The organism is Leifsonia sp. ZF2019 (genome assembly GCF_019924635.1).
Lineage (GTDB): Bacteria > Actinomycetota > Actinomycetes > Actinomycetales > Microbacteriaceae > Leifsonia.
In genome coordinates this window covers 3,207,952-3,227,957 of sequence record NZ_CP065037.1, presented here as the reverse complement: position 1 = coordinate 3,227,957, position 20,006 = coordinate 3,207,952, and the positions used below count along the sequence as shown (strand labels likewise).

Sequence of the window (20,006 nt, the reverse complement as noted above, 5' to 3'; positions counted from 1 at the left end):
TTGCGACGACCCCTTGAATCCGCCATGGCATCCGGGCCCTTCGTCGTGCGGGGCGGGTGGCGCTAGTCGCGCGCGATCGCGAGGAGGCGCAGGATCTCGAGGTACAGCCAGATCACGGTGACCATGATGCCGAACGCGCCGGACCAGCCGTAGATACGCGGGGCGCGGTTGGCGACGCCCTGCTTGATCGCGTCGAAGTCGAGCACCAGGGAGTACGCGCCGAGGAGCACGACCACGATGCCGATGACGACGCCGAGGGGGATGCCGAAGATGCGGACGTCGCTGCTGAGACCGAACGTGCCGCCGGTCACCCCGGTCCACATCAGGATCACGTTGACGAGGGAGTAGGCCAGGTAGCCGAACATCGCGATGAGGAAGATCTTGGTGGCCTTCTTGGAGGCGCGGATCTTGCCGGACGCGAAGAGTGCGAGCGTCACGCCCACGACCGCCAGCGTGCCGATGACCGCCTGGATGACGATCGACTGCCACTGCGCCTCGAAGACGAAGGAGATACCGCCGACGAACACGCCCTGCACCGCCGAGTAGGCGAGGATGAGGGGTGCGCTGGGCTTCTTCTTGAAGATGTTGACGAGCGCGAGGACGAATCCGACGAGAGCTGCGGGGAGGGCCAGCGCGGGGACGATCCAGCCGACGACGGCGCCCGCGAGCAGGAAGGCGAAGCAGATCGCGGTCTTGACGATCGTGTCTTCGACCGTCATCCGGTCCGTCTGGACGGAGGTCGCCGAGGGCGCCTCATACATCTGCTGGAGGTTCTCGGCGCTCAGAGTCGCGGCCGTCTGGGCCTGTCCGTTCTCCTTGAACGCCGGATTGGTCGAGAAGGCCGGGTTGGTGAGTGCCATGGGGTTCCTCGTTCTGTGGGGAATGGTCTCGTCAGACCAATCTAGTCGGTGGAGTTTCTGAGAGTTCTGACAGATCGCCTTGAATCCCATCGGACCGCGATGCCCCGGGCGACCCACGCGGCCGCCACGATCACGACCGTGCTGGTGACGATCGTGATCCAGCCCTGCTCGTAGGTCGTGACGAAGAGGGGGAGCACGAGACTCGATGCCAGCGGGAGCAGGAGGACGGCGAAGCTGACGAGCGGGCGGAGCCGGACCAGCAGCCAGGCCGCGAGTGTCACCGCGTAGCACCAGGCGAAGCTGGACCCGCCGAGCATGAGCCAGGTGAAACCGAGCACGGGGAGTGCGACCGCCACCCGGCGGCCGATCGTCGACGGGACGACGGCCCATGCGGCCGGCTGCAGGAGCGATCCGACGAGCAAGAGGGGGAGGCTGTACGCGGTGGTCGCGAGGACGCAGGCGCTGCCGACGACGAGCATCGCCAGCGCGACCGCCAGGCGGGGGCGGTACGACCCCCAGCGCAGGGGGAGGAGCGACGCGGGCTCCCGCCAGCGGTCGGTCGGGGGAGCGCTCTCGGCGACGGGCACCCGTCGATTCTGTCATCCGCAGCGGGGTCGTCGTCAGCCCCCGACCGCGGGCTAGGATCGCTCCATGCGCGCTCGGCCGGCTCCTCTCGTCATCGGTCATCGGGGTGCGCCCGGTTACCGTCCCGAGCACACCGCCGCGGCCTATGCACTCGCGTTCGCGCTCGGAGCCGACGCCGTGGAGCCGGACCTGGTCGCGTCGAAGGACGGTGTGCTGGTCCTGCGCCACGAGAACGAGATCTCGGGCACGACGGATGTCGCCGACCGCCCCGAGTTCGCCGACCGGCGCACGACCCGCGAGGTCGACGGCGAGGCGCTCACCGGCTGGTTCACCGAGGATTTCACCTGGGCGGAGCTCGCGACCCTTCGTGCCCGTGAGCGCCTTCCTCTCGTGCGGCAGGCGAGCGCGACGTTCGACGACCGCTATCCGATCCTGCGCTTCCGCGACCTGCTCGACCTGGTCGACGCCGCGTCCGACGACGCGGGCCGCCCGCTCGGGGTCGTCGCCGAGATCAAGCACGCCACCCATTTCGCGGCGGCCGGTCTGCCACTGGACGAGCTCCTCGTCGCCGAGCTCGCGGACGCGGGTTGGACGGACAACCGCGGTCTCGTGGTCGAGAGCTTCGAGCCGACGGTCCTGCGGCAGCTGCACGAGCGCGGGTTCCCCGGCAAGCGGGTCTATCTGCTCGAGGACGCCGGCGCGCCCGCCGACCGGGTCGCCGCGCACGGCTCGGCCGCGGCCGCCTACGCCACCGATCTCACCCTGCGCGGGCTCTATGCGCTCGGCTCCGGTGCGGCCGACCCGTCCGCGCGTGTCGACGGCATCAGCGTGGAGACGGCACTCGTGCTCGCCTCCGGCTCGGTCTCCGTCTCCCTCTTCGAGGACGACGATGGCAGCATCGACATCGGGGCGGTCACGTCCGACCTCGTCGATCTCGCGCACTCGGCGGGCCTCTCGGTCTACACCTGGACGCTGCGGCCCGAGAACGCGATGCTGCCCGCGGAGTTCCGAACCGCCGGTCGTGAGGACGAGTGGGGGGACTGGCGCAGGCTGTTCTCGATCCTGCTGCACTCCGGCGTCGACGGCGTCTTCGCCGACCATCCGGATCTGGCGGTCGCCGTGCGCGACGGCCGGTGAGCGCGGGCTCCCGCCGCGGATGACGGTGGAGCCGGGTAAAATCGGAGGCGACATGACGAGCCTCCCCGACGCCCCCTCCGGCACCACCTCCTCCGTGCCGATCATCCTCGACGGCTGGGAGGGCGACGACCGCTCCGGCGGAGGCCGCGACGACCACGCGGGCGCTCGCGGTGGCGCCTCCGCCGCGAACGACCGTCTGTTCGCCGGCCTCAATCCGCAGCAGCGCATCGCCGCCGAGTACCGCGGCCCCGCGCTCCTGATCCTCGCCGGGGCCGGATCCGGCAAGACGAGTGTGCTCACGCGGCGCATCGCCGGCCTCATCGAGACGCGGGAGGCGTGGCCGAGTCAGATCCTCGCCATCACGTTCACGAACAAGGCGGCGAACGAGATGCGGGAGCGGGTCGAGGGACTGCTCGGCGGCAAGGCGCAGGGGATGTGGATCTCCACCTTCCATTCTGCGTGCGTGCGCATCCTCCGCCGCGAGGCCGAGACCATCGGCAAGACGCAGAGCTTCACCATCTACGACTCCGGTGACTCGCGTGCCCTCCTGAAACGGATCATCAAGGAACTCTCGGCCGACGCTCTGGGCTTCACGGTCGCCGGTGCCGCGAACCGCATCTCGAAGCTCAAGAACGAGCTCACGGACATCGAGGCCTTCGCGCGGTCGGCGAACCTGAGCGACCCGCAGGAGGTGATGTTCCTCGAGATCTTCCGCCAGTACACCCGCGCACTGCGCACCGCCAACGCCTTCGACTTCGACGACCTCATCGCCGAGACGGTGTTCCTGTTCCGTGCGTTCCCGAAGGTGGCCGCCCTCTACCAGCGCCGGTTCCGGCACATCCTGGTCGACGAGTACCAGGACACGAACCACGCGCAGTACTCGCTGATCCGTGAGCTGACGATGCCGATCGCACCGGACATCGCCGACGACCTGGAGGCGCAGGGGCACCACATCGAGCGCATGCGCGACGCCGCCGGTGTCGTCCCCGGCGCCTCGCTGACGGTGGTCGGCGACTCCGACCAGTCGATCTACGCGTTCCGCGGCGCCGACATCCGCAACATCGTCGAGTTCGAGCGCGACTTCCCGGGGGCCAAGGTCGTGCTGCTCGAGCAGAACTACCGGTCGACGCAGAACATCCTGAGCGCGGCCAACGCCGTCATCGCGAACAACTTCGACCGCAAAGACAAGAATCTGTGGACCGCGGTGGGCGACGGCGAGAAGATCGTCGGCTACACGGGCTACTCCGGGCACGACGAGGCGCAGTTCGTCGCGGACGAGATCGAGAAGCTGCACGGCGCGGGCATGGCGTACAAAGACATCGCCGTGTTCTACCGGACGAACGCCCAGACCCGTGCGCTGGAGGAGATCTTCATCCGCTCCGCCCTCCCGTACAAGGTGATGGGCGGCACGAAGTTCTACGAGCGGGCCGAGATCAAGGACGCGATGGCGTATCTGATCACCGTCGCCAACCCGCAGGACACGCTCGCGCTGCGCCGCATCCTGAACACTCCCAAGCGCGGCATCGGCCCCGCGACGGAGACCCAGCTCGCGAGCTACGCCGAGGACAACGGCATGACGTTCCGCGAGGCCATGCGCGATGCGGGTTCGCTCGGTCTCGGCCCCAAGGTCACCGCGGCGATCCTGCAGCTCTCGGCGCTGCTCGACGAGGCGTCGGCGAAGACGGACCCTGCGAACCCGGCGGGTGTCTCGCCGGTGGCGGACGTGCTCCTCTTCCTGCTCGACGGCAGCGGCCTGCTCGAGGTGCTGCGCAACAGCCGTGACCCGCAGGACGAAGCGCGTGCGGAGAACGTGGAGGAGCTCGTCGCGGTGACGCGCGAGTTCGCGCGCAACAATCCCGACGGCACCCTGGTCGACTTCCTCACGGAGGTGTCGCTCGTCGCGGCGGCGGACGAGATCGACGACTCGAGCGGCTCCGTCTCGCTGATGACGTTGCACACGGCGAAGGGTCTCGAATACGACGCCGTGTTCCTCACCGGGGTGGAGGAGGACCTCCTGCCGCACCGGATGTCGGCGAACGAGCCGGGCGGCCCCGCCGAGGAGCGGCGGCTCTTCTACGTGGGCATCACGCGCGCCAAGAAGCGTCTGTTCCTGTCGCTCGCGATGACCCGCGCGCAGTTCGGTGAGACCGCCGTCGCCATGCCGAGCCGCTACCTGCAAGAGATCCCAGCCGATCTGGTGGAGTGGCGGCAGTCTCCCGGCTCGGCGAACGGCCGCGGCGGCACGCAGTCGCGGGCTCTCAATGCGCGCAAGCCCGGTCTCGGCTCCGGTTCGGGGTCCCGCTGGAGCGAGAGCTTCGGGTCGGGAGGTTTCTCGGCGCCGGAGCGGCCCAAGGCCGAGTGGCCGAATCGCGTGACGGGCAAGGTGCGCGACAACGGCGACCTCGAGCTCGCCCCCGGCGATCGCATCTCGCACACCGATTTCGGTGAGGGCCGCGTCACCGCCGTCACGGGGGAGGGCGCCAAGCGCGTCGCGCACGTCCAGTTCGAGAAGGTGGGCGCGAAGAAGCTCCTCATCAAGATCGCCCCTATCGACAAGCTGTGAAGGCTTCCGGGCTCGCCTCGACGAGCATCGAAGTCGGATTCCGTGCCGCGACGGCCGTCGCCGTTCCGCTGCTGGTCCTGTGGGCCGTCGGGCGACTGGACCTCGCCGCGTACGCGACGTTCGGCGCCTTCACCGCCCTGTACGGGCGGAACGAGCAGTACCGGCTGCGCCTGCGGAGCGTGTCCGCCGCCGGGGTCGTGCTCGTCGCCAGCATCGCACTCGGGGTCCTGATCGCCGTCCTCGGCGAGCCTCTGCCCCTTCTTGCGGCGGCGTTGGTGCTGGTCGTCGGCGGGGGGACCCTGTTCGTCACCGCGCTCCAGCTGCTGCCCTCGCAGCCGCTGTTCTTCGTCTTCGCCCTGCTCGTCTGCGCCAACATCCCGACCACTGCGGCCGATGCCTGGCCGCGGATCGGTCTCGCCGTGATCGTGGCCGTGTTCTCGTGGCTCCTGACGATGTCCGGATGGCTGGTCCGGCGCCTGGCGGGCGGCCGCCGCTGGACCCTGCTGAAGGAGCTGAACCGGCATCCGCGCGCGGACGCCACTGTGCTCCGGGACCCGCGCGTGTGGTTGACCGTCGCCCAGAATGTCGTCGGCGTGCTCATCGCCGGGGGGATCGCTCTGGCCTTCGGTCTCGGGCATGCGTACTGGGCCGTCGTCAGCCTGGTGGCGGTGATCCCGCCCGCCCGCGCGGCCCATTCGATCTCGCGCTCGCTGCACCGCATCGTCGGGACGGTCGCCGGCGTCGTGGTGGCGGCCGCGCTCCTGTTCTGGTCGCCGCCGGCTCTCGTCGTGATCCTGGCGATCGTCGTGTGCCAGTTCTTCGCCGAGATCCTCGTCGGGCGCCACTACGGCTCCGCGCTGGTCTTCATCACACCGATGGCGCTCGCCGTGTCGCATCTCGCGAGCCCCGCTCCGCTCGCGGCTCTGGTCGGCGACCGGGTGCTCGAGACGGTGCTCGGCGCCGGGATCGGCATCGTGCTCGTGCTCCTCGCCCGCGGCGTCGAGCGCGCTCGCGGCCTCGCGGCCTAGGCCGGGGACGTCCCTGACCGTCGGGCGCGCTCCGCCCGGTCCTCCTTCACCAGGCGGCGGACCCGCCGCAGATAGTCGTCGCGTGGCGCAGTACGGAGGAAGCGGGGGACGCGTGGGTACCAGCGTGCCAGCCGGTGCATCCAGCGCTCGTACCGGTGCGCACGGTCCGCGTCCCACGGCAGCCGGTACTGCTCTCGCACCTCGGCCGGCAGCAGTCCCGCGGTCACGAGCCGGATGTCGGGCAGAAACACACGCATCCACGACGGGACGTTCCGCGGGTAGAGGATCTGCCGCGCGAGCTCTCGCGTGCCATCGCTCACAGCGAGGCGTTCGATCATCGCCTGCCAGTAGTCGTCGAAGGCGGCGCGTGTCGGTGGCCAACTGGACGGCGGGACCTGGAGGTTGGCGCCGAGCCGGGTGTACTCCTGGTAGACCCTCTCCCGCTCGTCGTCCGCGAGCCTTCCGAAGACGCGCTCGTAGAGCTGCGTCATGGTCTCGTAAAGCGTGGCCGCCACCCACAGCTGGAGCTGCGGGTCGTAGGCGTTGTAGGCCGGCGCCCCCTCGGCGGCCTCGGCGCGCACCGGGGCGTGGGCCTTGTTCACCCGGCGTCGCACGACGGCGAACTCCTCCGGCGTCGCGAACGTGGCCGCGTACATGAAGGTCATCGTGGCGTGAAGGCGGTCCATCGCCCTCTCCGCGAAGTCGCTGTGCTCCAGCACGCCGCGGCCGACCGCCGGATGCGCCACCTGCAGCAGAAGCGCCCGGCCGCCGCCCACCAGCGGCAGCGCCTCGGCGCCGATCGTCCGCAGATCGACCGGCGGTCGCGTGGTCGGCCCGCGGTGGAAGTCGTTCCTCACGCGGCCATCCTGCCGTGCCCGGCTGCGAGAGAGCGCAACGGCCGATCATGCTCCCCGCACCCGTCCGAGCTCGTGGTGGCGAGAGCTGCTGCGCCTGGACCGTGCGCCCGTCGCGAGCGCGACCACACCCGCGGCGGTCGCAGCGATTCCCGCGAGACCCCCGCCGAGGACGACACCCGGCGCGGCGCCGGTGTCGGCGAGCTCCGCCGCGGTCGGAGCAGCGGCCGGTGCGGCGGGGGACGGCACGGCCGGCGCCTCCGCCCGCGTGATCTCGCTCGCCACCCCGAACGGCGAGCTCCACGGCAGCACACGGGCTCCGCCGAGTGCGGGCTCCGTGCGCTCCGGATCGATCCTCTCCACCCAGACGTAGTACCCGGGAGCGGGAAGGACGCACGCGGGTGTCTGGTAGGTTCCCGTGCCGTCGACGGCGGTCTCGACGGTGCAGACGACGGGGGCATCCGCGGGGGAGCGCTCCGCGCGGACGATCGGTTCGGAGAAGGGGCCGAGCAGGCTGCTGACGATCGTCACCTCGATCGGGATGAAGCCGTCGTCCGATGCGCGCACGCCCCACGCCGGAAGCAGGCCGTCGCCGCTGTCGACCGACACGTTCATGATGTCGGTGATGGAGTCCCCGACCGTCGCGACGGCCGCGCTCGTCGTGGTCTCGACGCGGGGCTGGAACGGCAGCGGCGACGGCCCGGCGGTGCTGGCTCCGGCGCTCGCCGACGTCGCCGCCGGGACGGCCATGAGGAGGGACTGCACCTCGCCGTTCGGCGATACGGCGACGCGCAACCCGGTGCCGTACGGCAGGCCGTCCAGCGATGCCGTCGCCGTCACGGACACGCTCGCCTCCTGCCCGTCGGGGACGATCGGGACGTCACGGCCGGTCTCGACGGTCGCCGTCGTGGCGCCGTCGGCGAAGCGCGCGCCGACGAGCTGCACGACAGCGGAATGGGCGGCGGCGGGGAGGAGCTCGGCGCCGGACAGCCGCTCGGCGGTGACGTCGACCCGAACCCGTCCTGGTCCGGTCTCCGCGAGCTCGACCACGGCCTCGGCGCGGACGGAGGTCGTCGCCTCACGCGCGGATTCCTCGACCATCGCGTGGGCCAGTGCCAGCACCGAGCCGGCGTCGGCTCCTGCTCGCGCGGCGTAGGCCTCGGGCGTGCGCCCGCCGAGGCCGGCGACCATCCAGGTCGCGATCTGCCCGGCGGCGGCGGTGAGGCGGTCGTCCGTGCCTGCCCAGGTGCGGGAGATGTAGGCCAAGCGCGCAGACTCTTCCGTGCTGAACCAGCCCAGCGCCGCACCGTCGGCGTACTCCAGCGGGTGACCGGTCGGGCTCAGGCGACCGGCGTGGAGGCAGAAGCCCTGGGCGCCATCGTCGAGCCGGTAGGTGCCGAGCCACCAGCCGTCTGAGGAGAGGTAACCCGGCCCGTGCCCCGCACCGCTGAGCGCCTGTGCGGCGGAGGAGGGTGCGAGGGCCTGCAGGACGCCGAGGAAGACGGCGAGCCCCGCCAGCGCCGTCGCGGTCATGAGTCGTGTGATCCGTTGAGTCATGGCCTCCACCCTCGCCGGGCGGGACGGGCGCGAGGACGCCTCCGTGCGATCCGTGGAGAACACGATCGAGCACCCGTGCTGGGGAGAACGCGATGCCTCCCGTTTACGGGACGCACAGCCGGACGCGCTAAGGTTCTCACTGGCGAATTTATCTCGGCGTCGAGCTATTCTCTCGCGCCGACCGCCCAGCAGATGACAACCGGGAACGCCACAGCGAGCCCGGCCCAGCAGCGGATTGGATAACGGTGGATCTATACGAGTACCAGGCCAGAGACCTGTTTGAGAAGTACGGTGTCCCGGTCCTGCCGGGCATCGTCGCAGACACCCCGGAGGACGTGCGAGCGGCCGCCGAGAAGCTCGGCGGCGTCACCGTGGTGAAGGCGCAGGTCAAGGTCGGCGGTCGCGGCAAGGCGGGCGGCGTCAAGGTCGCGAAGACGCCGGACGAGGCCGAGGAGGCCGCCAAGGCCATCCTGGGTCTGGACATCAAGGGGCACGTGGTCCGCCGCGTGATGGTCGCCGGTGGCGCCCGCATCGCCCGCGAGTTCTACTTCTCGGTGCTCCTCGACCGGGCCAACCGCTCCTACCTGTCGCTGACCAGCGTCGAGGGCGGCATGGAGATCGAGCAGCTCGCCGTCGAGAAGCCGGAGGCGCTCGCGCGCATCGAGGTCGACCCGGGCGCCGGCCTCGACATTGCCAAGGCCACCGAGATCGCGAAGGCCGCCGGCTTCCCGGACGAGCTCGTCGCGAAGGTCGCCGACGTGTTCGTGAAGCTCTACGCCGTCTACACCGGCGAGGACGCGACCCTGGTCGAGGTGAACCCGCTGGTCCTGACCGAGGAGGGCGACATCATCGCCCTCGACGGCAAGGTCACCCTCGACGAGAATGCGTCGTTCCGCCACCCCGAGCACGAGGCGCTCGAGGACAAGGACGCCGCCGACCCGCTCGAGGCCAAGGCCAAGGCGTCCGACCTCAACTACGTCAAGCTCGACGGCGAGGTCGGCATCATCGGAAACGGCGCAGGCCTCGTCATGTCGACGCTCGACGTCGTCGCCTACGCCGGTGAGAACCACAAGGGCGTCAAGCCCGCCAACTTCCTCGACATCGGCGGCGGGGCGTCGGCCGAGGTCATGGCGGCCGGCCTGGACGTCATCCTGGGCGACCCGCAGGTCAAGAGCGTGTTCGTGAACGTCTTCGGCGGCATCACCGCCTGCGACGCCGTCGCGAACGGCATCGTCAAAGCGCTCGAGATCCTCGGAACCGAGGCGAACAAGCCGCTGGTCGTCCGCCTCGACGGCAACAACGTCGACGAGGGCCGCCGCATCCTCACCGAGGCGAACCACCCGCTGGTGACCCTCGCACTCACCATGGACGAAGGCGCCGACAAGGCCGCCGAGCTGGCTGCGAAGTAAGGGCGCGATACAGAATGTCTATCTTCCTCAACAAGGACTCGAAGGTCATCGTCCAGGGCATCACCGGCGGTGAGGGCACCAAGCACACCGCGCTGATGCTGAAGGCGGGCACGAACGTCGTCGGTGGCGTGAACGCCCGCAAGGCCGGCACCACCGTCACGCACGGGGATGTCGAGCTGCCGGTCTTCGGCACCGTCGTCGAGGCGATCGAGAAGACCGGCGCGGACGTGTCGATCATCTTCGTCCCCCCGGCGTTCGCCAAGGACGCGATGGTCGAGGCCATCGACGCCGAGATCCCGCTCCTGGTCGTCATCACCGAGGGCATCCCGGTGCAGGACTCCGCCGAGGCGTGGGCGTACGCCAAGGAGAAGGGCAACAAGACCCGGATCATCGGTCCCAACTGCCCCGGCATCATCACTCCGGGCGAGTCGCTGGTCGGCATCACCCCGGCGACGATCACGGGCAAGGGCCCGATCGGGCTCGTGTCGAAGTCGGGCACGCTCACCTACCAGATGATGTACGAGCTGCGCGACCTCGGCTTCTCGACGGCGATCGGCATCGGCGGCGACCCGATCATCGGGACGACACACATCGACGCGCTCGCCGCGTTCGAGGCCGACCCGGAGACCAAGGCGATCGTCATGATCGGCGAGATCGGCGGCGACGCGGAGGAGCGCGCGGCCGACTTCATCAAGGCGAACGTCACCAAGCCGGTCGTCGGCTACGTGGCGGGCTTCACCGCCCCCGAGGGCAAGACGATGGGCCACGCAGGCGCCATCGTCTCCGGCTCGGCCGGCACCGCCCAGGCCAAGAAGGAGGCCCTGGAGGCCGCGGGCGTGAAGGTCGGCAAGACGCCGTCCGAGACCGCCGCGCTGCTGCGCGAGGTCTACGCCGCTCTCTGAGCGCGACACCCGTACGGCACGAGGCCGGACCCCGAGGGGTCCGGCCTCGTTGTGTGCGGGCGGCCTCGGAGAATCCCTCTGACGCGGCGAGCCCGCGCGGCGCTACAGTGAGGCACGATCTGCCGGATCCGCCGCGGTGACCGGCGGGGACAGGGACATGAGAGGGCCGTCATGCCACGACCGACCAATGCCGAGCTGCTCGGGCGCATCGCCGCACTCGAGGCGGAGAACGCCTCCTTGCGGGACGAGCTCGGCGACGCCGCGACGGTTTCCGTGCGCGATGCCGCTCCCGTGGCCCCGTCCACGCACGCCCGCAGCTGGGCGTGGACGCTCCTCGCCACGGCCCTCATCGTCATCGGTGCCCTGCTCGCCCCGGTGGCCGTCGTCGCCTCCTGGGCGAAAGCGCAGCTGACGGACACGCAGAGCTTCGTCGACACCTACGCACCGCTGGCCAAGGACCCGTCCGTTCAGGCGTACGTCACCGACGAGGCCGTGAAGGTGGTCCAGCAGAACCTCGACATCCCGCAGGTGACGTCGCAGGTCGTCGACGGCATCACCGAGCTCGGGACCGGCCCGGTGGCGACGAAGGCGCTCGAGGCGTTGAAGGGACCGCTCGCCCAGGGAATCGTCTCGCTCATCCACACGACGGTGGGCAATTTCGTCTCGTCCGATGCGTTCGCGCAGGTCTGGCAGGAGGCGCTCCGCGCGACGCACACGCAGCTCGTCGCGACGATGCAGAACGATCCCAAAGCCGCGATCGCGGTGGGCGCGGACGGCTCGATCGGCATCCAGCTGGCCCCCGTCATCGAGCGCGTGAAGCAGCTGCTGGTGGACCAGGGGCTGTCGTTCGCCTCGCAGATCCCGACGATCAACCAGACCATCACGATCGCGCAGAACTCGTCGATCCCGACCATCCAGCTGTTCTACGGAGTCGCCGTGGCGGCCGGGGCGTGGCTCACGTGGATCGCCCTCGCCTTCCTGGTGCTGGGGGTGGTCGTCGCCCGGCGCCGTGCACTCGCGCTCGTCTGGGCGTCGGTCGCCCTCGCGCTCGCGATGGTTGTGGTGGTGGCGGGGATCGGGATCGGCCGGCTGGTCTTCGTCGGCTCGGTGTCGCCCTCGCTGCTCCCGGCCGGTGTCGCGAACACCGTCTACCAGACCGTCACGACGCGGATGCAGGACACCGGCATCGCCGTGCTCGTGCTCGCGATCGTGGTGGCCGTTGTGGGCTGGTACTCGGGTCCGTTCACCGTGCCACGCAAGCTGCGCGGCTTCTTCGGATCGGGCGTGACATGGGTGCGGGAGGCCGCGGAGCCTCACGGTATCAGCACGGGCCGCACGGGGGAGTGGATCTACGCCCAGCGGGTGCTGCTGCGCGTCCTGGTCGCGTTGATCGCCGCGGCGATCGTCCTCTTCGTGCGGCCGCTCTCCCCGGCCCTGATCATCTGGACACTGGTGCTCTCGGCCCTCGTCGTCGCCGTCCTCGAACTCGTCCAGCGCCCGGTGGTCACCGTGCCGGAGAACGCCGGCGACGACACCCCCGTGATGACCGTCTCCTGACCGCCGAAGTGTCGCGGACGGCCCGCGACCCGTGGCCGGTAGGCTCCATCCGGTCATGAATCGCACAACCGTCGCCCTGCTCGCCGCACTGGAGGCGGTCATCGTGGCCGCGATCGGGATCGGGATCGCCCTCGTGCCGCTCACGATCCTGTGGGCGGCGCAGTACCAGCTCGGCGCGGATTGGCTGGTGGTGTGGCGGTCCGCGGCCGACATCTGGCTCGTCGGACACGGCGCCAACCTGACGGTGACGCTCGACGCGCAGACGGTGGCGACCCTGGGCCTGCCCGGAGCAGCGAAGCCGTTCCAGGTGACCATCGCGCTGCTCGGTTTCGCCGTGCTCACCGCCGGGCTGGGCGCGCGGACCGGTGCCCGCGCGGCCGAGACGACGTTCCGGCTCACCGGTGCACTCAGCGCCATCGCCGCTTTCGCGGCCGTCGCCGTCATCGTGACGCTCACGGCGGGGAGCGCGCTGGTCGTTCCCTCCCTGTGGCAGGGGATCGTCCTGCCGCCCTTCGTCTACGCCCTCGGAATCGCGGCGGGATTCGGCTTCGCCGCGTCGCGCACGTCGAGGGCCGAGCGTGCGGCGGGAGCGGCGGACGGCCCCGAGCCCGCCCTGAACTCCGTCGTCATCGCTCTGCGGGAGCGTCTCGGCGGCGTCCCCGAGGTCGTGCGGATGGGAGCGGCCGCCGCGATGCGCGCCGGCTCGGCCGCGACGGCTGCCGTCATCGGCGTCGCCGCGCTGATCCTCGCGCTGCTGATCTTCGGCAACTACGGCACGATCATCACCATGTACGAGCAGCTCCAGGCGGGGGCGCTCGGTGGGATCGCCCTCACCCTCGGACAGCTCGCGTTCCTGCCCAATGTGGTGATCTGGCTGGCCTCCTGGCTCGTCGGGCCCGGCTTCGCGATCGGGACCGGCTCATCGGTGAGCCCGCTCGGGACAGAGCTCGGACCGCTCCCCGGCCTTCCGCTCTTCGGCGTGATCCCCTCCGGCGGGTACTCCTTCGGCCTGGTCGGGGTGGTGGTGCCCCTTCTCGCGGGCTTCCTCGCGGCCGTGCTACTGCGCTCCCGTCCGTGGGTGCGTCTGCCGGGCGGAGCGCTGCCGCTCTTCCTGACCGCTCTCGGGATCGGTATCGTTGCGGGCATCGAGCTCGGACTGCTGGCCTGGTGGTCCTCCGGTGCTCTCGGCCCCGGCCGCCTGCACGACGTGGGACCGAACCCGTGGCTGGTCGGTGGGATCGCGGCGGCGGAGGTCGCTGTCGCGGCGGTCATCGGGCTCATGGCGGGAGGACGGGCGCGCAGATGAGCCCGTGGCTGACGCCACTGCAGCTGCCGAAGCTGAGGCTCCGCAGACGGTCCGTGGACGCGCGGCAGATCGTCGAGACCCCGTCCGCGCAGCTCCAGGAGTTCCTGGTCCTGCTGGGCAGTGCGCTGCTCGCGGTCGGCACGGCGTCGACGGACATCCAGCACACTCTCGGCCGGGTGGCGGTGGCCCTCGGCTCGCCGAAGGCCAGTCTCATCGTCTTCCCGACGCTGATCTTCGTGGGGATGCCGGGCGAGACGCAGACACGATTCGAGGTCGCGATGCCGACAGGCGGCGAGGTGCGTTTCGACCGTGCCGCGCGCATCTACGGGATCGTCGACCGCGCGCTGGAGGGCACCATCACCGCGGCCGACGGCATCGCCGAGGTGAAGGCCGTCATCGCCGCGAAGCCGCGGTTCAACCGGCTCGTGCGGGTGGCCGGGCACGGCGTCGCCTCGGCCGGCGTGGCCCTCGTGCTGCTCGGCGCCGAGACGACGAGCATGCTCTACGCCCTCGTGCTCGGGATGCTGGTCGGCGCGGCCAAGCTGATCGTGCGCCCGGGCACCTACGCCGCGATCCTGCTCCCGGTCGCGACCGCGTTCCTCCTCGCCCTGCTGGTCTTCGCGCTGGGCAACACCGTCGTCATCGGCGAACCGCTGCAGGTGCTCGTACCGCCGCTGGTCACCCTGCTGCCGGGTGCCCTGCTGACGACGGGCATCCAGGAGCTGGCCGCAGGCGACATGGTGGCCGGCTCCAGCCGTCTCGTCTCGGGGATCGCCCAGCTCGGCTTCCTGGCCATCGGGATCCTGGCCGCGCTCACCATCACCGGTGTGCCGGCCTCCGCCGCGCTGCTGAGCACGCAGCCTCCGCTCGGGGCGTTCCAGCCGTGGGCCGGGGTGCTGCTGTTCTCGGTCGGGATCTTCCTCTACTACTGCGGACCCCGGCGCTCGGTGTACTTCCTGACCCTGGTGCTGCTCGTGGCCTACGGCGCGCAGCTGGCGGGCGCCCTGCTCATGGGCTCCGTGTTCAGCGGCTTCTTCGGCGCGTTCGCACTGACCGTGGTCGCCTACCTGGTGCAGTCGGTGCCCGGCGCGCCCCCGGCCGTCGTCTGCTTCCTTCCCGCGTTCTGGTTGCTCGTGCCGGGCGCGACGGGACTCATCCGGCTCACGCAGAGCGCGAGCGGCGTCGATTTCGACGCCAGCAGCGTGCCGAACCTCCTCGGCTCGATCGTGTCGATCGCGTTGGGGGTGCTGGTGGGGACCGCGCTGTTCCGCCAGATCTACACGATCGCGCCGGCTCGCTGGAAGCTGCGGCTGGTCTGACGCCGTCCGCGGCCCTGGGCCAGAGAACTGGTCGGTCTGCTCATCCGCGCGCCGGTAGGCTGGTCGCGTGCTCTCGATTGTCGTGCTGATCTCCGGCGGAGGCTCGAACCTCCGCGCGCTGCTCGAGGCGTCGCAGGACGCGGAGTTCCCCGCCCGGGTCGTCGCCGTGGGCGCCGACCGCGACGCGGACGGGCTCGCCCACGCCGAGGAGTTCGGCATCCCCTCGTTCACCGTCCCGTTCTCGTCGTTCGACAGCCGTGAGGAGTGGGGGGACGAGCTCGCCGAGCAGATCCGGCAGTGGGAGCCCGACCTCGTGATCCTCTCGGGCTTCATGCGTCTGGTGCCCCCGCGCGTCGTCGAGGCCTTCTCGCCGTACCTGATCAACACGCACCCGGCCTATCTGCCGGAGTTCCCCGGGGCGCACGGCGTGCGGGACGCCCTGGCCGCCGGCGCGACGCAGACCGGCGCCAGCCTCATCGTCGTCGACGACGGCGTGGACGCGGGCCCGATCATCAGCCAGGAGCGCGTCCCCATCCTGCCCGGCGACACCGAGGCCGCCCTGCACGAGCGCATCAAACCCGTGGAGCGACGGCTGCTCATCGACGCCGTCCTCGACATCGCCAACGGACACATCGACCTCAAGGAGCTTTCCCGAGCATGAGCGGACCCCGCCACGACGCCAGCCTCTACCGCGAACGGGACGTCGTCCCGATCCGCCGCGCGCTGATCTCGGTCAGCGACAAGACCGGACTCCTCGACCTCGCGAGGACGCTCGCGGAGGCCGGCGTCGAGATCGTCTCGACCGGGTCGACCGCGCAGACCATCCGTGACGCGGGGCACCCCGTGACGGACGTCGCCAGCGTGACCGGCTTCCCGGAATCGCTCGACGGCCGCGTGAAGACCCTGCACCCGGCGATCCACTCCGGCCTCCTGGCCGACCTGCGTCTCGCCTCCCACGAGGATCAGCTGAAGGACCTCGGCATCGAGCCGTTCGAGCTGGTCGTCGTCAACCTCTATCCGTTCGTCGAGACCGTCGCCTCGGGTGCGGTCGGCGACGACGTCGTCGAGCAGATCGACATCGGCGGCCCGGCCATGGTCCGTGCGTCGGCGAAGAACCACGCCAACGTCGCGATCGTGGTCTCCCCGTCCGACTACCCGAGGATCGCCGAGGCGGTCGCCGCGGGCGGGACCACCTTCGAGCAGCGCCGGGCACTGGCCGCGCAGGCCTTCGCGCACACGGCCTCCTACGACGGCGCGGTCGCCGCCTGGTTCGCCGGTGAGGCGCCGAGCACGGACGACTTCCCCGAACGCTTCGAGGTGCGCGCCGAGCTGTCCCGAACGCTCCGCTACGGTGAGAACGCACACCAGGCCGCGGCGCTCTACACCGACCCCGCCGGCCGTGGCATCGCGCAGGCGACGCAGCTCGGCGGCAAGGAGATGTCGTACAACAACTTCGTGGACGCCGACGCGGCCCTCCGCAGCGCCTACGATTTCGCCGAGCCTGCCGTCGCGATCATCAAGCATGCGAACCCGTGCGGCATCGCAGTCGCCGACGACATCGCGGATGCCCACCGCAAGGCGCACGAGTGCGACCCGGTGTCGGCGTACGGCGGTGTGATCGCGGCCAACCGCACCGTCAGCCTCGCGATGGCAGAGACCGTCAAGGGCATCTTCACCGAGGTGCTCATCGCCCCCGGGTACGAGCCGGAGGCGCTGGAGCTGCTGCAGACGAAGAAGAACCTCCGCATCCTCCAGCTCCCCGAGGGCTATGCGCGGGCGACCACGGAGTTCCGGCAGATCTCGGGCGGCGTGCTCGTGCAGGACGCCGACCGCTTCGACACGTTCGACTCCTCCTCGTGGACGCTCGTCTCGGGTCAGGAGGCGGACGCGGCGACCCGTGCCGATCTCGAGTTCGCCTGGAAGGCCTGCCGCGCGGTGAAGTCCAACGCCATCCTGCTCGCGAACGACGGCGCGTCCGTCGGCGTGGGCATGGGCCAGGTCAATCGCGTGGACTCCTGCAACCTCGCCGTCAGCCGCGCCGGGGAGCGTGCGTCAGGCTCGGTGGCCGCGTCCGACGCATTCTTCCCCTTCGCCGACGGGCCAGAGATCCTCATCGCCGCCGGCGTGCGAGCGATCGTGCAGCCCGGCGGCTCCATCCGCGACGAGGACGTGATCGCGGCGGCGAAGGCGGCCGGGGTCACGATGTACTTCACCGGAGAGCGCCACTTCTTCCACTGACGTTGCGCCCCTCGTGGGGTCGCGGGAGAATGGACGGCGGTCCACAAGACCGCACCATCACCACCGCGATCCCACGAGGAGACACCGATGTCCGTCCTGCCCGCCGACCTGGTCGAAACCACCGGAACCGACCTGCCGCACGAAACACTGCATGTGGTCACGGGGAGGAGGAGCGGTCTCACCATCAGCATCGCGGTCCACTCCACCGTGCTGGGCCCCGCCCTCGGCGGTTGCCGGGTGTGGACGTACGACTCGTGGCTCGAGGCCGTCGCCGATTCGCTGCGCCTCGCCGAGGGCATGACGATGAAGAACGCCGCCGCCGGGCTGAACCGCGGCGGAGGCAAGACCGTCGTCTACGTGCCGCGCGATGTCGAGCTGACACCGACGCTCCGCTACGACGCGATGCTCGACCTCGGCGACGCGATCGAGAGCCTCGGCGGCAGCTACATGACCGCGGAGGACGTCGGCACGAGCGCGGAGGACATGGCGGTCGTCGCCACCCGCACCGCGCACGTCTGCGGGCTTCCGTCGGCCGACGGCGGCGTGGGCGAGCCCAGCGACGCCACGGCCGCCGGGGTCTATGCCGGACTCCTGGCCACGCTCGAGCACGCCGTCGGGACCCGTTCCGTCGCCGGTCGCCGTGTGACGGTGCTCGGCCTGGGGCACGTGGGCTCCATCCTGGCCATGCGACTGGCCAGCGAGGGCGCAGAGCTCACCGTCACCGATGTGAACCCGGCGAAGCGCGCGCTCGCCGACGCGATCGGCGCCACCTGGGTGGAGCCGTCGGAGGCGCACCGCGTCGAGGGAGATCTCTTCGTGCCCGCGGGAGTGGGCGGAGTGCTCACCGACACGGTCATCGACGAGTTACGGGTGAAGGCCGTGGTCGGCCCCGCGAACAACCAGCTCGCCACGCGTGCGGGAGCCGCGCGCCTCGCCGCGCGCGGCATCCTCTGGGCGCCCGACTTCGTGGTCAACGCCGGAGGTGTCATCTTCCTGGCGATGATGAGCGGGGAGCAGCCGTCGGCCGCGGCCACCGCCGCGCGCGTGGAGCGGATCGGGGACATCGTGTCGGAGGTGTTCGCGGTCGCCTATCAGCGCGGGATCACCACGCTGGAGGCCGCCGACGAGCTCGCCCTCGCCCGCCTCCGCGAACCAGCGAACGCATAGAAACGCTCCGATAGGGTTGGTTCCCATGACGACTTCGTGGGGCCGCCGGCTCATCGCATCCCTTGTCGCCGCCTTCGTGGTGGCTCTCACCGTGCACGCAGCGATGATCGCCGCGTTCTACGTGGGGAGCCTCGCCGGGTCGTCGGCCCCGTCGGGGGCGTTGATCGTCGCCGTCAGCAACTACTTCTCGCTGACGAGCGTCTTCGGGTTCGTGCTGCTCTTCATCGCGGGCGTGGTGGGCGCGTTCGACCGCTGGTGGACGGCGCTGATCGCCGGCCTGGTGGCCGGGTTCCTGTCGCCCGCCCTCGGAACGCTCCTCACCGCGACGTCGGGCGGATCGCCGTTCAGCGGCGAGCTCATCGTCGCGGTGCTCGGCACCCTGCTCGGCATCAACCTCCTCTACGGCGTCGCCGTCACCGCGCTCACCCCGACCTTCGGCCGCTGGCTGTTCCGCGTGGTGGAGGGTGTGCGGAGCCGGTTCGAGACCGAGCGCAAGGTCGCGCTGGTGCGCATCCCGGCCAAGAACCTGCAGGACGGACTGGTCACCCACCTCGAGCGCACCGAGATCGACGCCGAGCTCGCGGACACCCAGTGGGACGGGTACGTGAACGCTCTCTCGCAGGCCGGGTGGCAGACGGTCGAGGTCGCGTCGGCCGACGACCTGGCCGACTCGGTCTTCGTCGAGGACACCGCCGTCGTGTTCGGCGACACCGCCGTCATCACGCGCCCGGGCGCGGACTCCCGCAAGCCCGAGACGGCCGGCACCGAGGCCGCGCTGCGCGCCCAGGGCCTGCACCTCGAGCGCATCGAGGAGCCCGGCACCCTGGAGGGCGGCGATGTCCTCAAGATCGGCTCGACCGTGTACGTCGGCCGCGGCGGTCGCACCAACGGTGAAGGCATCCGGCAGCTGCGCGCCCTCGTCGCACCGCTGGGCTACACGGTCGTCGGCGTGCCCGTGACGAAGGCCCTGCACCTGAAGACGGCCGTCACCGCCCTGCCCGACGGCACGGTCATCGGCTACGAGCCGCTCGTCGACGAGCCGCGGATCTTCGAGCGCTTCCTGCCCGTCCCGGAGGCGCACGGCACCGCCGTCGTCGTGCTCGACGACGAGACGCTGCTCATCTCCTCCGCAGCACCGCAGACCGCCGCCCTGCTGAACGATCTCGGATACACGACCATCCCGGTCGACATCTCGGAGTTCGAGAAGCTCGAGGGCTGCGTCACCTGTCTGTCCATCCGGATCCGCTGACCGACCGCATCGCGTGCCGAGGGGCACGTCGTCGCCGCCATTCCCCGTGGATGAGCACGACGACGTGCCCCTCGGTGCATCACCGGCGTGTTTTCATGCGCTCGAATCGATGCTTGCGTGTTGGCACAGCCCGGCAATAAGCTGTAGGGCTGCCTTGTCGCGGCAACTACGTGAACGCATCGAGGCCGGGAGGACGCAATGGAAAAGACTGGATACGCACGGATCGTGACGGTGTTCGGGCTTGTCGCGCACGCGTCCTCGGAGCCGGCCCCCGC

16 protein-coding genes are annotated in these 20,006 nt (G+C 70.5%); 12 read left to right on the top strand and 4 right to left on the bottom strand.

The genetic code is table 11. The annotated features are described in order from the left end of the window. Window positions 1-62: 62 nt before the first annotated feature. A complete protein-coding gene (locus tag IT072_RS15875; protein ID WP_223357818.1) occupies window positions 63-860 on the bottom strand; it encodes a Bax inhibitor-1/YccA family protein in 798 nt (265 codons plus the stop codon). Between the two features lie 41 nt (window positions 861-901). Next, a complete protein-coding gene (locus IT072_RS15870; protein ID WP_223357817.1) occupies window positions 902-1,447 on the bottom strand; it encodes a hypothetical protein in 546 nt (181 codons plus the stop codon). A gap of 64 nt (window positions 1,448-1,511) precedes the next feature. Between IT072_RS15870 and IT072_RS15865 the strand changes: the two genes are divergently transcribed. The 3 genes from IT072_RS15865 to IT072_RS15855 are packed head-to-tail and all read left to right on the top strand — an operon-like array spanning window position 1,512 to window position 6,173. Next, window positions 1,512-2,582, top strand: a complete 1,071-nt coding sequence (locus IT072_RS15865) for a glycerophosphodiester phosphodiesterase family protein (protein WP_223357816.1) — start codon at window positions 1,512-1,514, stop codon at window positions 2,580-2,582. Between the two features lie 52 nt (window positions 2,583-2,634). After that, the gene (locus IT072_RS15860; protein ID WP_223357815.1) at window positions 2,635-5,145 is read left to right on the top strand and encodes an ATP-dependent helicase; all 2,511 of its coding nucleotides are present in this window, start codon (window positions 2,635-2,637) and stop codon (window positions 5,143-5,145) included. Continuing rightward, entirely contained in the window at window positions 5,142-6,173 is a 1,032-nt protein-coding gene (locus tag IT072_RS15855) for an FUSC family protein (protein WP_223357814.1), read from the top strand. The genes IT072_RS15860 and IT072_RS15855 overlap by 4 nt, the downstream gene beginning before the upstream one ends. On the opposite strand, the gene IT072_RS15850 is transcribed toward IT072_RS15855, so the two are convergent. Together IT072_RS15850 and IT072_RS15845 are read right to left on the bottom strand one after the other, a co-directional pair. Further along, window positions 6,170-7,030, bottom strand: a complete 861-nt coding sequence (locus IT072_RS15850) for an oxygenase MpaB family protein (protein ID WP_223357813.1) — start codon at window positions 7,028-7,030, stop codon at window positions 6,170-6,172. The two genes, IT072_RS15855 and IT072_RS15850, sit on opposite strands and share 4 nt — an antisense overlap. Before the next feature lie 45 nt (window positions 7,031-7,075). Further along, complete coding sequence (locus IT072_RS15845; RefSeq protein ID WP_223357812.1) at window positions 7,076-8,584, bottom strand: hypothetical protein; 1,509 nt, start codon at window positions 8,582-8,584, stop codon at window positions 7,076-7,078. 245 nt (window positions 8,585-8,829) lie between these two features. On the opposite strand from IT072_RS15845, the gene sucC reads away from it, so the two are divergent. From sucC to ddaH, 9 genes are all read left to right on the top strand, one after another. Further along, the gene (gene sucC, locus IT072_RS15840) at window positions 8,830-9,993 is read left to right on the top strand and encodes an ADP-forming succinate--CoA ligase subunit beta (RefSeq protein ID WP_223357811.1); all 1,164 of its coding nucleotides are present in this window, start codon (window positions 8,830-8,832) and stop codon (window positions 9,991-9,993) included. 14 nt (window positions 9,994-10,007) lie between these two features. Then, complete coding sequence (gene sucD / locus IT072_RS15835; RefSeq protein WP_025156668.1) at window positions 10,008-10,895, top strand: succinate--CoA ligase subunit alpha; 888 nt, start codon at window positions 10,008-10,010, stop codon at window positions 10,893-10,895. A 171-nt stretch (window positions 10,896-11,066) separates the two neighbouring features. Further along, complete coding sequence (locus IT072_RS15830; protein WP_223357810.1) at window positions 11,067-12,452, top strand: hypothetical protein; 1,386 nt, start codon at window positions 11,067-11,069, stop codon at window positions 12,450-12,452. A gap of 55 nt (window positions 12,453-12,507) precedes the next feature. Further along, a complete protein-coding gene (locus tag IT072_RS15825; protein WP_223357809.1) occupies window positions 12,508-13,758 on the top strand; it encodes a cell division protein PerM in 1,251 nt (416 codons plus the stop codon). Beyond that, window positions 13,755-15,077: a threonine/serine ThrE exporter family protein gene (locus tag IT072_RS15820; protein WP_223357808.1), complete on the top strand. Its 1,323-nt coding sequence runs from the start codon at window positions 13,755-13,757 to the stop codon at window positions 15,075-15,077. The genes IT072_RS15825 and IT072_RS15820 overlap by 4 nt, the downstream gene beginning before the upstream one ends. 67 nt (window positions 15,078-15,144) lie before the next feature. Then, entirely contained in the window at window positions 15,145-15,738 is a 594-nt protein-coding gene (gene purN, locus IT072_RS15815; RefSeq protein WP_223357807.1) for a phosphoribosylglycinamide formyltransferase, read from the top strand. After that, the gene (gene purH, locus IT072_RS15810; protein ID WP_223357806.1) at window positions 15,735-17,315 is read left to right on the top strand and encodes a bifunctional phosphoribosylaminoimidazolecarboxamide formyltransferase/IMP cyclohydrolase; all 1,581 of its coding nucleotides are present in this window, start codon (window positions 15,735-15,737) and stop codon (window positions 17,313-17,315) included. The genes purN and purH overlap by 4 nt, the downstream gene beginning before the upstream one ends. A gap of 87 nt (window positions 17,316-17,402) precedes the next feature. Then, window positions 17,403-18,482 (top strand): Glu/Leu/Phe/Val dehydrogenase family protein, encoded by a 1,080-nt coding sequence (locus IT072_RS15805; protein ID WP_223357805.1) that lies wholly within the window; start codon window positions 17,403-17,405, stop codon window positions 18,480-18,482. Window positions 18,483-18,507: 25 nt separating this feature from the next. Beyond that, window positions 18,508-19,731 carry a dimethylargininase gene (ddaH, locus tag IT072_RS21325; protein ID WP_308443802.1) on the top strand — a complete coding sequence of 408 codons (1,224 nt, stop codon included), beginning with the start codon at window positions 18,508-18,510 and terminating at the stop codon, window positions 19,729-19,731. Window positions 19,732-20,006: the final 275 nt, after the last annotated feature.